Below are 13,588 nucleotides of genomic sequence, written 5' to 3'. Positions count from 1 at the left end.
ATAAAAGCTGCATGGACTCATTTTCTGCCTGCGTTCAACTTTCCGCTTGCGCGGCCACCATAACAATCCTACAACATCTTGCCATATATTCAGAGAAATAGGTGGGCGCCGGATGTCTGCGGAGCGGGGCAAGCGGCCTCAAGAACAAATTTTCACCGCCTGTCTTTCGACGTTAGCTTAATACAGTACGCCAGTGGAAAACAGCATTATCTGCCCCTGGCGTTGTTAAACAGGGGCAACAGCAGAGTCAAAAGAGACAGTCTTGCCATGCAGATAAAACACAACAGGGCTCAGGCAAAATGCGGGGCCGAAGGGGGCTGGGCGACTACGTTCTTGATAGTGATTTCCGCCAGCAGCTGGCGCAGCACGCGCGCGTCGCTGGCCAGCGCCACGTGGCCGATGCCGCCGAAGGCGAGATTGCGTGCGCCGGGCAGCTGCGCGGACGCTTGCGGCGCGACGATATTGTCGTGATGCGAATACATCGACGTGATCAGGGCGCGCGTTTCCGGCGTCTCGCTGGCGGCCAGCTGCGCCAGCCAGGCGCTGGGCGCGCCATCGATACGGCTCATCTGCCGCGCATTCGCGCCCGCCGCCAGGTTGGCCAGCGCCGTGCCGTGGTGCGGCGTGCCGATGGTGACGATGCGCGCCACGCGGGCCGCGCCGTAACGGCGCAGCCAGGCGCGCGCCACCAGGCCGCCCATGCTGTGGGCGACGATGATGACGCGGTCGCTGCCCGTGCGCGCACACAGCGCCCCGATGGCCTGCGCCACCTGCGGCACGAAGTCTTCGATGTCGGCGCCTATCGGCTCCAGGTCGACGCCGTCGTGCGCGATGCCGGCACGTGCCAGCTGGCGGCTCAGCTGCGCCCAGTAGCCGCGGTTGCACACATAGCCGTGCACCAGCAGCACCGGCACACCCTGGCCAGCGACATTGTCGGCAGCATGCAGGCGCGGATGCAGCATGTCCCACGACGAGGACCGCAGGGTGGCGCGCAGCTCGCCGAAAAACAGGCGCGCGGCGCCCATGGCGCCCAGCTGGTATTGCGCTGGCACGGGACTGCCCAGGCGCCGGCTCTGCTGGAAATTGCGTGCCACGATCAGCGCGCGCACGGCCAGCAGCATGGCGGCCGCCAGCAGCAGGGCCATGGCGGGCGAGGCGACTCCCCACGCCTGCATGGCCAGGTACGCCAACCCCAGCACGGCCAGCACCTGCAGCAGCATCAGCCATTTGAGGATGCGCGCGATCATGCCGTCGTCGCAGCAGAAACGGGAACGGGGGCAGGCTTACCCGTCAGCTCCCGCGCCAGCCCGCTGGCCAGGCGCGCGGCCAGCGCATAGATCGTCAGTTGCGGATTGGCGCCGATCGACGTGGGAAACAGCGCGCCGTCGTGCACGGACAGGTTGCGCACGCCGTGGTAGCGGCCGTCGGCGCCCGTCACGCCCAGGCGCGCATCGTCGGACATGGCGCAGCCGCCCATCACGTGGGCCGACACCACGCGCGCCAGCAGCGCCTTCATCGGCAAAGCGCCGATGGCCTGCTTCGCCTGCGTCCAGCTCGTGTAATGGCTGGCCATCTCGTGCACGGGATATACGCTTTTCGCGCCGGCGGCGAACTGGATTTCCGCCATCGACAGCAGCGCGCGCCGCACGCCATCCCAGATGAACGGCGTGAGCGGATAGTCGAGCACGGGCGCGCCGAAGCTGTCGAGGGACACGCTGCCGCCGACGGCCTCATGGTGAAAGCCGTCGCGCAGCAGGGCCAGCAAGGCGTGCGCATGGGGAAATTCGCGCATGGTGCGCGCGTGTTCATCGCCGAAGCCGCCCATGGTGGTGGCCATCAGCAGCGGGTGCAAAGGCGGCGCTTCGAGCTTGTAGCCGATGGGGCCATCGATGGGCGCCACGTGCAGGAAATGGTCGGAATAAATCGTCTGCGGCGCGCCCGCATAGGCGTCGACGCGCTGTGTGAACAGGCCCGCCGACACCACGGTCGGATGCAAGAAGGTGCGCCGGCCCAGCAAGCCGTGCGGATCGGGCGCCTGCGAGCGCAGCAGCAGCGCCGGCGAGTTGATGGCGCCGCCGGCCAGCACAAAGTGCTTGGCGCGCAAGGTGAGGCGCACGCCCGTCGGCGCCTGCCCGGCCGCGTCCAGCGCGGTGACTTGCAGACTGTCGACGCGCCCGCCCTTGAAGGTAAAGCGCTCGGCGCGCGCATGCACGAGCAGGCCGGCGCCCAGCGCCAGCGCCGACGGAATCGTCGTCACCAGCATCGACTGCTTGGCGTTGGTCGGGCAGCCCATGCCGCAGTAGCCGAGATTCCAGCAGCCGTTCACGTTGCGCCGGATGGCGGCCGTGGGGATGCCCAGCGCCGTGGCGCCGCGGCGCAATAAATCGTTGTTTTCGTTGGGCGGCGCGGCCCAGTCGCTCACGTGCAGGCGTTTTTCCATCATGGCGAACCACGGCGCCATGGCGTCCACCGAATAGCCGGACAAGCCAAAGTGCCGGCGCCAGTATTCCAGGGTGCCGGGCGGCGTGCGAAAGCTCGAGGTCCAGTTGACGGTGGTCGAACCGCCCACCGTGCGCCCTTGCAGGATATTGATCGCCTTGTCGCGCGTCTTGCGCGCGGCCGATTCCTGGTACAGCGCGGGATAGGCGTCCGCTTCGCGCATCTTGAAGTCTTTCGATGACTTCAAGCCGCCCTCCTCGACGATCAGCACTGTCAGGCCGGCCAGCGCGAGGATTTCCGCCGTCACGCCGCCGCCGGCGCCGCTGCCGATGACGACAACGTCCGCCTCCAGGGTACGGTCGGTGCCCAGGGTGCTGACGTCGGTGACGTTCCAGCCTGCCGCAATGCCGGCGGCGATGGGATCAAGAATGGGGGATGTGCTCATGGTGGCCTTATGCGCTCAGTTCGGGCAGCGGTCCCGGATAACCGATGGCGGCCCAGTGGGCGGCATCGGCATACCAGGCGCCGAGGATCAGGTCATGCAGGGCCAGGTAAGCCGTCTGCAGGGTGGCCAGGCGGTGCGTGCGCCACGCCTGCAAAAAGGCGGCCACCTGGGCCGGATCGGCCCCGACCCAGCCATCGTTCACGCCGGCGACGAAGCGCCGCGCGGGCGCCAGCGCCAGCAAGCCAAACAGATCCTGCACTTCCTGCTGCGCCGCCAGGGGCAAGCCATGGATGGCCGTGTCCACGCCGGCGATGGCGCCGTCCAGCGCGGCGGCGCGCGTGCCCGTATCTTGCGGCAGCGCGCTGCCCAGCATGGCCGGCACGATGGCCGCCAGCGCCGCGCGCGCCTCGCCGTCGAGCACGAAACGGCCAGGAGGCGCCGGCCCGCGCACCAGGCGGTACGCGGCGCCGCCGGCCGCCAGCGCACAGGCCCCAAACACGCCCAGCTTCAAAAACGATCTGCGTCGCATTCCCATGTCTCCCCTTGTTTTGTACCGCCTTTTGCAGGCCAGTGTACGCCAAAGGAAGTGCGCTTCCGCGCGCAAAAACTAGAGCGAGCCGTCTAGTTTGCGCGACTGGAAGCACAGCAGCAGCATGGCCAGCAGCGCCGCCAGCGCACCGCCGATGGCGATGCCGGGCAAGCCGAAGGCGACGATCAGCACACCGCCCAGCGCCCCGCCGGCAGCCGTGCCCGCATTGAAGGCGGCGATATTCAAGCCCGCCGCAACCGCGTCGCTGCCCGGGCAATGCTGCTGCGCCAGGCGCAGCAGCCGCATGGTCGACAGGGTCACGAGGGCGAAGAACAGCAAGCCCAAAGTGCCGCACAGGGCCAGCATGGCCAGGGGATGGGCGCGCAGCAGATAAAAGGCCAGCAGATTGAGCGCCAGCGCGGCCAGGGCCAGCATGGTGGCGCGCAGCGCGGACGGGCGGTCCGCGCACCAGCCGCCCAGCAGGTTGCCGCCGATGGCGCACGCGCCAAAGCACAACATGGCGGCACTGAGCCAGCCCGCATCGAGCCCGCCCAGCTGCAGCAGGAACGGCGAGACGTACGTGAAAAAGCTGAAGGTGGCCACGCTGACCAGCGCCGCCACGCCGGCCGCCAGCAGCAGGGGCTTCTGCAGGATGGCGCGCAGGCTGGCCAGGGCCGACGTGGCAGCAAGCTGCCGGCGCGCGGCGGGCATGGCGAAGCGCAAGCCGGCGCCGCCGCACAGGGCCAGCGCGCCGATGGTGAAAAATACCCAGCGCCACGACGAGACGGCGCCCAGCCACGTCCCCAGCGGTACGCCGCCGGCCAGCGCCAGGGTCAGACCCAGCCAGACGATGGACAGCGCCCGCCCCGCGCGGGAAGGGTCGACCAGGCTGGTGGCCGCATGCGAGGCGACGGCCATGAACACGCCATGCGCGAGGCCCACGGCAAAGCGCACCCCCAGCAGCGCGCCCAGCGCCGGCGCCGCCGCCATGGCCACGCTGCCGGCCGCCAGCACGAGCATAGTGGCCACCAGCACCTGGCGCATGGGCCGGCGCGCCAGCAGGGCCGTCAGCACGGGCGCACCGATGGCCGCCCCCAGCGCATACGCGGCAATGGCGCCGCCGGCCGCCGCCACGCTGGCGTGCAGGTCGCGCGCCATGGGGGTCAACAGGCCGGCGGCGATGAATTCGCACAAGCCGAAGGCAAAGCTGCACAGGGACAGCCAATAAATGGAGGAAGGTAGCGCGCGGCGGCGCGGCGTAACGTTGGACATGGCATTCCCGACAATCAAAACGCCATGCTGGCCCTTGGGCCTTCATCTGTAAAATATCTTATTTATCTTGAAATGAGACTATATACATCTCATTGAGCAGCGGACCGCCGCAATTGCGCCAGCAGCCGTTCGCGCACGGCGGACGTGCGCTGCGGGTCCCACGCCATGTACAGGTCGAGCTGGCGCAAGGCCTCGGGCGCGCTGCTTGCCAGCGGCAGCATGACGACACCGGCCGGCGCGCACGCCGCCAGGCTCGCCGGCAGCAGGGCCACGCCAAAGCCGGCCGCCACCAGGCCCAGCACCGTTTGCAATCGGCGCGCCTGCTGCGCCACGTGCGGCACGAAACCCGCATGCAGGCACAGGCTGGCCAGCTGGTCATGAAAACCCTGGCCCAGCTCGCGCGGCGAGGCGACGAAATCGTCACCGGCCAGGTCCGCCAGGTCCACGCGCGCCTGCCCCGCGCAGCGGTGGTGCAACGGCAGCGCGATCACGATGTCTTCGCCGGACAGGCGCTCGAAGCGCAGGCCGGGCGTGCTGCGCCCGGGGGCGCGCAGCAGGGCGATATCGACCTCGCCCCGCTCCAGCCACTCGACCTGCTGCTGCGTCGACGCCTCGCGCAAGGTAAATTGCACGGCCGGCGAGGCGGCGCGGAAGGCGCGCAAGGCGTCCAGCACGTGGGCGTAGGGCGTAATGTGGATGAAACTGAGACGCAGATGGCCTTCGATACCCTGGGCCACGCGGCGCGTGGCGGCCACGCCCTCTTCCAGGCTGGCCAGCACCTGGCGCGCCGTGGCCAGGAAAGCATCCCCCGCCGGCGTCAGGCTGACCTTGCGGTTGGTGCGCTCGAATACGGGGTAGCCCAGCGCTTCTTCCAGCCGCAGGATCGCCTGCGACAGGGGCGGCTGCGCCATGTGCAGCCGTTCGGCCGCGCGCCGGAAATTGAGTTCCTCGGCGACGGCGATGAACTGGCGCAGCAGCCGCGTCTCGATCATGGGCCTTTTTTGGCCACTGCCAGGATATGCCGCGCGATGCCGCGCAGGATATTGACTTCTTCCGTCTCCAGCCCCGTGCGCGAAAACAGGCGTTTCAGACGGGGCATGAGCTTTTTCGGATTGTCCGCGTCGAGGAAATCGATGGCGACCAGCGCCTGTTCCAGGTGCGCATACATGCCGTCGACCTGCGCCAGGCTGGCCGCGTCGCCATGGAAGCCGACGGGGCTAGCCGCCTGGGTATCGCCGAGCGCCGCCACGCGGCACTCATAGGCGACGACCTGTGCCGCCTGCGACAGGTTCAGCGAGGAATACTCGGGATTGGCGGGGATGTTGATCAGCACATTGCACTGCTCGACGATCTCGTTGGGCAAGCCGAAACGCTCGTTGCCGAAGATGACGGCCGCGTGCAGGTCTTCGCTGGCCGCTAATTGCGCCGCGATGGCGCGCGGGGCCGTGACGGGCGGCGAGAATTCGCGCAGACGGGCCGACACGGCCGCCGCGTAATTGCAGCCTTCGAGCGCCTCGGCGATCGAGCCGACGATGCGCGCACCGGACAGAATATCCTGCGCGCCGCTGGCGAAGGCCACCGCTTCCGCATCCGTCAAGGCGTCGGGAAAACGGGGATTGACCAGCACCAGATCGGAAAAACCCATCGTTTTCATGGCGCGCGCGACGGCGCCAATGTTGCCAGAGCGACTAGTTTCGACAAGAATAAATCGCAGGCGTTTGAAAAGAGACGTGTTGATTTCGGGCAGATTCATTTAAAATAGCGCTATTGCGCGGTATCGATACAGGAAATTTCGGGGAAACGGAGTCACAAAACGCTGACTCCAGGCCGGGATTTTAACCACTTCGGCACCGCTCCGCTCTTTAATTCATTCTTGCACTCTATCGTACCGGCGCCGCAAGGCAGTCATGGGCGGTCGCGTGCTTTTAACGGAAGCTCACATGCACCCAATGCTCAACACGGCGATCAAAGCCGCCCGCCGCGGCGCCGCCGTCATCAATCGCGCCTCTTTTGACCTCGACCGCGTCGTCGTCACGGAAAAACAACATAACGATTTCGTCACCGACGTCGACCAGGCGGCCGAACAAGCCATCATCGAGGTGCTGTCCAAGGCCTACCCGGACCACGCGTTCCTGGCCGAGGAATCGGGAGCTTCCGCCAACTCGCACGACGAGAATGAATATCAGTGGATCATCGACCCGATCGATGGCACCACCAACTTTATCCACGGCTTCCCGCAATACTGCATCTCGATCGCCCTCGCGCATCGCGGCGTCGTCACGCAAGCCGTCATCTACGATCCGGTGCGCAACGACCTGTTCACGGCCACCAAGGGCGCCGGCGCCTACCTGAACGAAAAACGCATCCGCGTCACCAAGCTGGACCGCATTTCGAATGCCATGCTGGGCACCGGTCACGGCGCCGGCCCGCGCGCGCTCGACGAATACCTGAAGATGTACCAGATCATGGCCGAACGCAGCCAGGGCGTGCGCAGTGCCGGTTCGGCCGCGCTGGACCTGGCCAACGTCGCTTGCGGCCGTCTGGACGGCTTCTACGAAAAAGGCTTGAAGCCTTGGGATATCGCCGCCGGCGCCCTGATGATCACGGAATCGGGCGGCATCGTCGGTGAATTTTCCGGCGAATCGGACTACCTGTACAAGGGCGACGTCATCGCCGCCAGCCCGAAGATCTTCGGCCAGATGATCACGCTGCTGGCGCCTTTCGCCTGATAGCGCAGGCTTGTCGGATTACGCTACGCTAATCCGACCTACGTACAGCGCGAGCGGCACCCACAAAAAAACCGGCCTTGGCCGGTTTTTTTGCATTCAGGAGCCGAACTGCCCCGCCACCACAAACCCCAGGGTCATGGCCACCACCATCGCCGCACCCGTGGGCGTGGGTGGCGTGGGCGACGGCAGGTCGAACCAGCGGCATACCGCGCCCACCAGCAATCCCAGCACCGAGCCGGCCAGCATGACGTTCATGGCGCCTCCCGTTTTTCTGCCTGCTCGCGGCGCTGCAGGTACAGCCCCGTGAGCCAGTAGCCGCAGCTGGTCAGGAACACCAGCAGCGCGGCGCCGAGCACGGGCGGCGCCGGCACGGGAATGCGCGCCAGCTGGCACACGAAGCCCACGACAAAGGCCAGCAGCAGGCCCAGGATGACTTTCTTGCAGCGCATGATCCTCTCCTCTTTCAGAAAGCGAAGCAGCTGCAGCCCAGCGTGCCCCAGAAACCGGAAAAGTCACTGATTGGCACGGCCGACTTGCGCGCCCGGTCGTGCGCATGCGCATGCACGCCGCAGGCACCCGCGCACTGGTGCGGCAGCATGGCTTGTGCCGGTTTGGCCGCGGGCCGGTAATGGCCGGGCACCGTGCGCACGGGCGACCACTCGGGCAGCACGGGAATCGGTGGCGGCGCCAGCGCCGTGAATTCTCCCTGGCCATAGACAACCTTGCCGCCCACCATGGTCAGCACGGACTCGATCGACTTGATCGATTCTTCCGGCACCGTAAAGTAATCAGCCGACAGCACGCTCAAATCGGCCAGCATGCCCTCGCGGATGCGCCCCTTCTTGCCTTGCTCGCTCGAGAACCAGGCGCTGCCCGCCGTCCACAGTTCCAGCGCCGTGTCGCGCGACAACCTGCCCGCCGCATCCGTCAAGGCCAGGCCGCCCACGGTGCGCCCCGATACCAGCCAGTACAGCGCCGTCCACGGGTTGTAGCTGGCGACCCTGGTCGCATCCGTGCCGCCGCCCACGGGCACGCCCGCGTCCAGCATGCGCTGCACGGGCGGCGTGGCCTTGGCCGCGTCGGCACCATAGCGCTCGACGAAGTACTCGCCCTGGAAAGCCATGCGGTGCTGGATGGCCAGGCCGCCGCCCAGCGCTTTCACGCGGTCGATATTTTTCGGGCTGATGGTTTCCGCATGGTCGAACAGCCAGTGCAAGCCGCCGAACGGCGTGTCGCGGTTGACCTTGTCAAACACGTCGAGCATGCGGCCGATCGATTCGTCATAGGTGGCGTGCAGGCGGAACGGCCAGCGCTGCTCGACCAGGTGGCGCACGACCTTTTCCAGCTCATCCTCCATGCCAGCCGCCAGCTCGGGGCGCGGCTCGAGGAAATCCTCGAAGTCGGCGGCGGAAAACACCAGCATTTCGCCGGCGCCGTTGTGGCGGTAAAAGTCGGTGCCGTCGCCGGGTTTCACCATGCCCGTCCATTTCTGGAAGTCCTGCAATTCCGCGCCCTTGTTTTGCGTGAACAGGTTGTAGGCGATGCGGATGGTCAGCTGCTCCTTTTGCGCCAGTTCCTCGACCACCGCGTAGTCTTCCGGATAATTCTGGAAGCCGCCGCCCGCATCGATGGCGCTGGTCAGCCCCAAGCGATTGAGTTCGCGCATGAACTGGCGCGTGGAGTTCACCTGCAATTCCAGCGGCAGCTTCGGGCCTTTCGCCAGGGTCGCATACAGGATCATGGCGTTCGGCCGGGCGATCAGCAAACCCGTGGGGTTGCCGGCCGCGTCGCGCACGATTTCGCCGCCGGGCGGATTCGGTGTGTTCTTGTCGTAGCCGACGGCGCGCAGGGCGGCCCGGTTCAAGAGGGCGCGGTCGTACAGGTGCAGGATGAAGACGGGCGTGTCGGGCGCGGCCGCGTTGATTTCATCGAGCGTGGGCATGCGCTTTTCCGCGAACTGGAATTCCGTCCAGCCGCCCACCACACGTACCCATTGGGGGTTCGGCGTGCGCAAGGCTTGCTCCTTGAGCATGCGCAAGGCGTCGGCCAGCGAGGGCACGCCTTCCCAGCGCAGTTCCAGGTTGTAGTTCAAACCGCCGCGGATCAGGTGCAGGTGCGAGTCGTTCAGGCCGGGAATGACGGTGCGGCCAGCCAGGTCGATCAGCTGCGTGGCGGGACCGCGATGGCGCATCACGTCTTCGACGTCGCCCACGGCGAGGAATTTGCCATCGGCGATGGCGACGGCGGACGCCAGCGGCTGCGTCCGGTCGACCGTGTGGAAACGGCCATTGAGCAAGATCGTGTTTGCGTGCATGAGAACTCCAGAATCAAATGAAAACACGGCCCCGCCGGCGGGCGGCGGAGCCGGAGTCAGTGAAAAATCAATGGCCTTCGCTGGCGTTGAACATGGATTTGGCGTAGATCAAGCCCAGGCCATAGCCGCCGCCGTGCGCCACGGCCGTCGCCACCGTCTCGTTGTAGGTCTCGCCGCGAGCCCAGTCGCGCTGCAGTTCCAGCAGGTATTGCACGGACGTCATCGGCTGCGCGCCCGCCTGTATCATGCGCTGCATGGCCATCGCATGGGCTTCGTCGGAGACGTCGCCGCTGGCGTCGGCGATCACGTACACTTCGAAGCCCTGCTCCAGCGCCGACAAGGCTGGCCCCACGATGCAGACGGAGGTCCACAGGCCGGCCAGCACGATCTTGCCCTTGCCGTAGCCGTTCACCTTGTCGGCGATGCGCGCGTCTTCCCAGGTATTCATGCTGGTGCGGTCGATCGGCGCCTGCTCGGGGAAGACGGACTGGATTTCGTCGAAGATAGGGCCGGAGAAGGATTTGGCGGCCACCGTCGTCAGAATCGTCGGCACCTTGAATTCCGCCGCCGCCTTGGCCACCAGGGCCGCGTTGTTGCGCAGCAGGGCCAGGTCGATCGAGCGGGTGGCGAACGCCATCTGCGACTGGTGGTCGATCATGATCAGGGTATGGTCGTTCGGGGTCAGCAGTTTTTGGGCGGCTTGGGCGGTGGCGATAGGCATGATGTTTTTCTTAGTGAAAATAATTGAATATGAAAAAAGCGAGGTCCTTGTACGGTGTTTCTGCTCCTGCCCTTGCGTCACGCTGTGTGTGCCGGGCCAGTGCTATGCAGTATGGACGAGATACTTTGAAAACAAAAACGGAAAGAATGCCAAGCTATATGCAATTTTTTCGATGATATAAAATAAGCGCACCGGCATACGCACAAGGGGAAGAACATGGGATTTGAATTCAGGATCACGGCCAGCCTGGCGCAGGACCAGCGCCAGCACATCGCGCAGTTGCTCGAAGCGTCGGCGCCGCGCGCGCCCGGCGCCGCCATGCCCGACACCGACGCCAGGCTGACGGACGCGGGCCTGTATATATGCCAGTACCTGCGCCCCGACCCGTGGCACGGCCTGGATGCCGTGCGCGGCTACCTCGATGCCCAGAGCGTGCGCTACGCCGTCGACGAGATCGACGACTAGCCACCCTTTTCTTTACTTGCGGCATTGCAAACCTGAAACAAAACAGGCGCGTTTTTGCCAGGCTGTTATACTTCGCGTGTGCGGCACATATGACCAGTCCCCTTGCCGCTGTCTTTCGACCCCTAATCTGATTGCCTGCGACTGGCGCCCCACGATGGCGACAGGCCGATCTCACAATAAAGTTACCATGTCCTTTTCCTCCCTCGGATTGTCCGACGCTATCGTACGTGCCGTTACCGAACACGGCTACACCGTGCCGACCCCGATCCAGTCGCAGGCGATTCCCGCCGTGCTGGCTGGCGGCGACTTGCTGGCCGGTGCACAAACCGGTACCGGCAAGACGGCCGGCTTCACGCTGCCCGTGCTGCACCGCCTGTCGACCGACACGAATGGCGCTGCCATCACCAGCAACACCTCGACGCGCCCGATCCGCGCCCTGATCCTGGCACCGACGCGCGAACTCGCCGCGCAGGTCGAGGAAAGCGTGCGCGCCTACAGCAAGTACACCAAATTGAACTCCACCGTGATCTTCGGCGGCGTCGGCATCAACCCGCAAATCAAGCAGCTCAAGCACGGCGTCGACATTCTCGTCGCCACGCCGGGCCGCTTGCTGGACCACATGGGTCAGGGCACCGTCGACCTGTCGAAAGTGGAAATCCTCATTCTCGATGAAGCCGACCGCATGCTCGACATGGGCTTCATCCGCGACATCAAGAAAGTGCTGGCCGTGCTGCCGCCGAAACGCCAGAACCTGCTGTTCTCGGCCACGTTCTCGGAAGAGATCAAGGCCCTGGCCGACGGCTTGCTGAACAAGCCGGCCATGATCGAAGTGGCGCGCCGCAATTCGACCGTGGAAGTGATCAAGCAAAAGATCCATCCCGTCGACCGCGACAAGAAGCACCCGATGCTGTCCTACCTGATCAAGTCGAACAACTGGACGCAAGTACTGGTATTTACGCGCACCAAGCATGGCGCGAACAAGCTGGTCGAGCAGCTGGGCGCGGACGGCATCGGCGCCCTGGCCATCCACGGCAACAAGAGCCAGTCGGCACGCACGCGCGCCCTGTCCGAGTTCAAGGACAACACCCTGCAAGTGCTGGTCGCCACCGACATCGCCGCGCGCGGCATCGATATCGACCAGTTGCCGCACGTCGTCAACTACGACTTGCCGAACATTCCGGAAGACTATGTGCACCGTATCGGCCGCACGGGCCGTGCCGGCGCCAAGGGCGAAGCCGTGTCGCTGGTCTGCGTGGACGAGCACGAAATGTTGAAAGACATCGAAAAGCTGATCAAGCAAACCTTGCCGCGTGAAGTCATCCCAGGCTTCGAGCCGGACCTGAACGCCCGCGCCCAGCCTGTGCAATTGCGCAGCGGCACCGGTGGTCACCGCAACAACAGCCGCGCGCCAGCAGGCGCCGTGGTGCGCGTGAAAACGGGCGGCAGCGGCGCCAAGCCACGCAGCGCCGGCCCATCGGGCGGCGGTGGCGGCGGCAACCGTTCCGGCAATGCGCCGCGTTCGGCAGCGTCGCATCGCTCCGGCGGCCGCGGCCGCTAAAACGCGGCCTTAAAGCTACTGCGCGGGGCGCTATTGCGTTTGCGTTGCTCGCCGTACTTCGGTACGGCTGCGCGACTCGACGCAATATCACTCCCGCTCGCTACGCTTTCAGGCGGCGTTTGTCTGTGTCAAAAAGACGACAAAACCGTTCCAGGACTTGCTTCTGGAACGGTTTTTTCATGCACGCCACCTTTTGCCGATTTGGGCTAGGATAGTGTCCATCTTCCACACCTGCGTGCCGCCATGCCGAACTTCGCTGCCAATCTCAGCATGATGTTTACCGAACTGCCCTTCCTGGACCGCTTTGCCGCCGCCAGGGAAGCGGGCTTCGATGCCGTCGAGTTTCTATTTCCCTATGCCGTTGAGGCGCGGCAGATCGCCATGCGGCTGGAACGCCACCATCTGCAGCTGGCCGTCTTCAACTTTCCGCCCGGCGACTGGGAACACGGCGAGCGGGGCATCGCCTGCGACCCGCGCCGAAACGAGGAATTCCGCAGCAACGTGCAGCTGGCGCTCAACTATGCACTGGCGCTGGGGGCGAAACAGCTGCACTGCATGTCCGGCATCGTGCCACCCGGCATGAGCCTGGAGCGGGCGCGGCAAAGCCTGATCGGCAACCTGCAGTTTGCGGCCGACGTCTGCCGTCCGCACGGCATCAACGTGCTGATCGAGCCGATCAACCGTTACGACATGCCCGGTTACTTTCTGAACCATAGCCAGCAGGCGGCCGACATCATCGCCGACTGCCAGCGCAGCAATATCTTCCTGCAGTACGACATTTATCACATGCAGCGCATGGAGGGCGAACTGAGCAATACCATCCGCGCCCTGCTGCCCCTGATCCGCCACATCCAGATCGCCGACACGCCAGGCCGCCACGAACCGGGCACGGGCGAGATCAATTACCGCCACCTGTTCAAGCTGCTCGACCAGGTCGGCTACGCGGGCTGGGTCGGCTGCGAATACCGTCCCGCCAGCGACACCGCGGCCGGACTGGGCTGGCGCGAGCAATTGACGAGCACAACGGGCACGATGGGCGCCTGATCGCAGCGCGCTTGCGCCCGCACAAGGCGGGCAGCGCAGGCCGGCACGACAATACCTTTCCATACAGTACTC

General features: G+C 65.5%; 14 protein-coding genes. 4 read left to right on the top strand and 10 right to left on the bottom strand.

Annotation, left to right across the window (positions count from 1 at the left end; genetic code table 11):
- Positions 1-290: 290 nt before the first annotated feature.
- The 6 genes from ACQ4WQ_RS24495 to ACQ4WQ_RS24470 form a co-directional block, all read right to left on the bottom strand.
- On the bottom strand, positions 291-1,247 hold the full coding sequence (locus ACQ4WQ_RS24495) for an esterase/lipase family protein (protein WP_436500657.1): 957 nt from the start codon (positions 1,245-1,247) through the stop codon (positions 291-293).
- Positions 1,244-2,884: a GMC family oxidoreductase gene (locus ACQ4WQ_RS24490; RefSeq protein ID WP_436500655.1), complete on the bottom strand. Its 1,641-nt coding sequence runs from the start codon at positions 2,882-2,884 to the stop codon at positions 1,244-1,246. The genes ACQ4WQ_RS24495 and ACQ4WQ_RS24490 overlap by 4 nt, the downstream gene beginning before the upstream one ends.
- 7 nt (positions 2,885-2,891) lie before the next feature.
- The gene (locus tag ACQ4WQ_RS24485; RefSeq protein ID WP_436500653.1) at positions 2,892-3,419 is read right to left on the bottom strand and encodes a hypothetical protein; all 528 of its coding nucleotides are present in this window, start codon (positions 3,417-3,419) and stop codon (positions 2,892-2,894) included.
- Positions 3,420-3,491: 72 nt separating this feature from the next.
- Positions 3,492-4,685, bottom strand: coding sequence for an MFS transporter (locus ACQ4WQ_RS24480; RefSeq protein ID WP_436500651.1), 1,194 nt, complete (start codon positions 4,683-4,685; stop codon positions 3,492-3,494).
- An 89-nt stretch (positions 4,686-4,774) separates the two neighbouring features.
- Entirely contained in the window at positions 4,775-5,677 is a 903-nt protein-coding gene (locus ACQ4WQ_RS24475) for a LysR substrate-binding domain-containing protein (protein WP_436500649.1), read from the bottom strand.
- On the bottom strand, positions 5,674-6,438 hold the full coding sequence (locus ACQ4WQ_RS24470; protein ID WP_326457264.1) for an RNA methyltransferase: 765 nt from the start codon (positions 6,436-6,438) through the stop codon (positions 5,674-5,676). The genes ACQ4WQ_RS24475 and ACQ4WQ_RS24470 overlap by 4 nt, the downstream gene beginning before the upstream one ends.
- Positions 6,439-6,634: 196 nt before the next feature.
- Here ACQ4WQ_RS24470 and ACQ4WQ_RS24465 point away from each other — a divergent pair, with 196 nt between their 5' ends.
- Positions 6,635-7,414, top strand: coding sequence for an inositol monophosphatase family protein (locus tag ACQ4WQ_RS24465; protein ID WP_326457276.1), 780 nt, complete (start codon positions 6,635-6,637; stop codon positions 7,412-7,414).
- A gap of 96 nt (positions 7,415-7,510) precedes the next feature.
- Here the strand turns inward: ACQ4WQ_RS24465 and ACQ4WQ_RS24460 are convergent, their stop codons facing one another.
- From ACQ4WQ_RS24460 to ACQ4WQ_RS24445, 4 genes are all read right to left on the bottom strand, one after another.
- Positions 7,511-7,669 (bottom strand): XapX domain-containing protein, encoded by a 159-nt coding sequence (locus ACQ4WQ_RS24460; protein ID WP_436500647.1) that lies wholly within the window; start codon positions 7,667-7,669, stop codon positions 7,511-7,513.
- Complete coding sequence (locus tag ACQ4WQ_RS24455; protein ID WP_102296730.1) at positions 7,666-7,863, bottom strand: DUF1427 family protein; 198 nt, start codon at positions 7,861-7,863, stop codon at positions 7,666-7,668. Before ACQ4WQ_RS24455 ends, ACQ4WQ_RS24460 begins: the two co-directional genes overlap by 4 nt.
- Before the next feature lie 14 nt (positions 7,864-7,877).
- A complete protein-coding gene (locus ACQ4WQ_RS24450; RefSeq protein WP_436500645.1) occupies positions 7,878-9,728 on the bottom strand; it encodes an amidohydrolase in 1,851 nt (616 codons plus the stop codon).
- Between the two features lie 67 nt (positions 9,729-9,795).
- On the bottom strand, positions 9,796-10,449 hold the full coding sequence (locus ACQ4WQ_RS24445) for a hydrolase (RefSeq protein WP_092718713.1): 654 nt from the start codon (positions 10,447-10,449) through the stop codon (positions 9,796-9,798).
- 216 nt (positions 10,450-10,665) lie between these two features.
- On the opposite strand from ACQ4WQ_RS24445, the gene ACQ4WQ_RS24440 reads away from it, so the two are divergent.
- The 3 genes from ACQ4WQ_RS24440 (at position 10,666) to otnI (ending at position 13,516) form a co-directional block, all read left to right on the top strand.
- Complete coding sequence (locus ACQ4WQ_RS24440) at positions 10,666-10,914, top strand: hypothetical protein (RefSeq protein WP_436500642.1); 249 nt, start codon at positions 10,666-10,668, stop codon at positions 10,912-10,914.
- Positions 10,915-11,101: 187 nt separating this feature from the next.
- The gene (locus tag ACQ4WQ_RS24435) at positions 11,102-12,472 is read left to right on the top strand and encodes a DEAD/DEAH box helicase (protein ID WP_326457270.1); all 1,371 of its coding nucleotides are present in this window, start codon (positions 11,102-11,104) and stop codon (positions 12,470-12,472) included.
- Between the two features lie 243 nt (positions 12,473-12,715).
- Positions 12,716-13,516 carry a 2-oxo-tetronate isomerase gene (gene otnI / locus ACQ4WQ_RS24430; protein WP_436500640.1) on the top strand — a complete coding sequence of 267 codons (801 nt, stop codon included), beginning with the start codon at positions 12,716-12,718 and terminating at the stop codon, positions 13,514-13,516.
- Positions 13,517-13,588 lie beyond the last annotated feature (72 nt).

The sequence above is a fragment of the Janthinobacterium goodfellowi genome (genome assembly GCF_051380695.1).
GTDB lineage: Bacteria > Pseudomonadota > Gammaproteobacteria > Burkholderiales > Burkholderiaceae_D > Janthinobacterium.
This window is presented reverse-complemented; position numbering and strand designations above follow the sequence as displayed.

What these genes read in the sequence shown, in the direction of transcription:
- otnI (WP_436500640.1), top strand. Translation starts at nt 12,716, where the DNA reads ATGCCGAACTTCGCTGCCAATCTCAGCATGATGTTTACCGAACTGCCC.
- ACQ4WQ_RS24480 (WP_436500651.1), bottom strand. Translation starts at nt 4,685, where the DNA reads ATGTCCAACGTTACGCCGCGCCGCCGCGCGCTACCTTCCTCCATTTAT.
- ACQ4WQ_RS24435 (WP_326457270.1), top strand. Translation starts at nt 11,102, where the DNA reads ATGTCCTTTTCCTCCCTCGGATTGTCCGACGCTATCGTACGTGCCGTT.
- ACQ4WQ_RS24465 (WP_326457276.1), top strand. Translation starts at nt 6,635, where the DNA reads ATGCTCAACACGGCGATCAAAGCCGCCCGCCGCGGCGCCGCCGTCATC.
- ACQ4WQ_RS24495 (WP_436500657.1), bottom strand. Translation starts at nt 1,247, where the DNA reads ATGATCGCGCGCATCCTCAAATGGCTGATGCTGCTGCAGGTGCTGGCC.
- ACQ4WQ_RS24440 (WP_436500642.1), top strand. Translation starts at nt 10,666, where the DNA reads ATGGGATTTGAATTCAGGATCACGGCCAGCCTGGCGCAGGACCAGCGC.
- ACQ4WQ_RS24455 (WP_102296730.1), bottom strand. Translation starts at nt 7,863, where the DNA reads ATGCGCTGCAAGAAAGTCATCCTGGGCCTGCTGCTGGCCTTTGTCGTG.
- ACQ4WQ_RS24450 (WP_436500645.1), bottom strand. Translation starts at nt 9,728, where the DNA reads ATGCACGCAAACACGATCTTGCTCAATGGCCGTTTCCACACGGTCGAC.
- ACQ4WQ_RS24460 (WP_436500647.1), bottom strand. Translation starts at nt 7,669, where the DNA reads ATGAACGTCATGCTGGCCGGCTCGGTGCTGGGATTGCTGGTGGGCGCG.
- ACQ4WQ_RS24485 (WP_436500653.1), bottom strand. Translation starts at nt 3,419, where the DNA reads ATGGGAATGCGACGCAGATCGTTTTTGAAGCTGGGCGTGTTTGGGGCC.
- ACQ4WQ_RS24475 (WP_436500649.1), bottom strand. Translation starts at nt 5,677, where the DNA reads ATGATCGAGACGCGGCTGCTGCGCCAGTTCATCGCCGTCGCCGAGGAA.
- ACQ4WQ_RS24470 (WP_326457264.1), bottom strand. Translation starts at nt 6,438, where the DNA reads ATGAATCTGCCCGAAATCAACACGTCTCTTTTCAAACGCCTGCGATTT.
- ACQ4WQ_RS24445 (WP_092718713.1), bottom strand. Translation starts at nt 10,449, where the DNA reads ATGCCTATCGCCACCGCCCAAGCCGCCCAAAAACTGCTGACCCCGAAC.
- ACQ4WQ_RS24490 (WP_436500655.1), bottom strand. Translation starts at nt 2,884, where the DNA reads ATGAGCACATCCCCCATTCTTGATCCCATCGCCGCCGGCATTGCGGCA.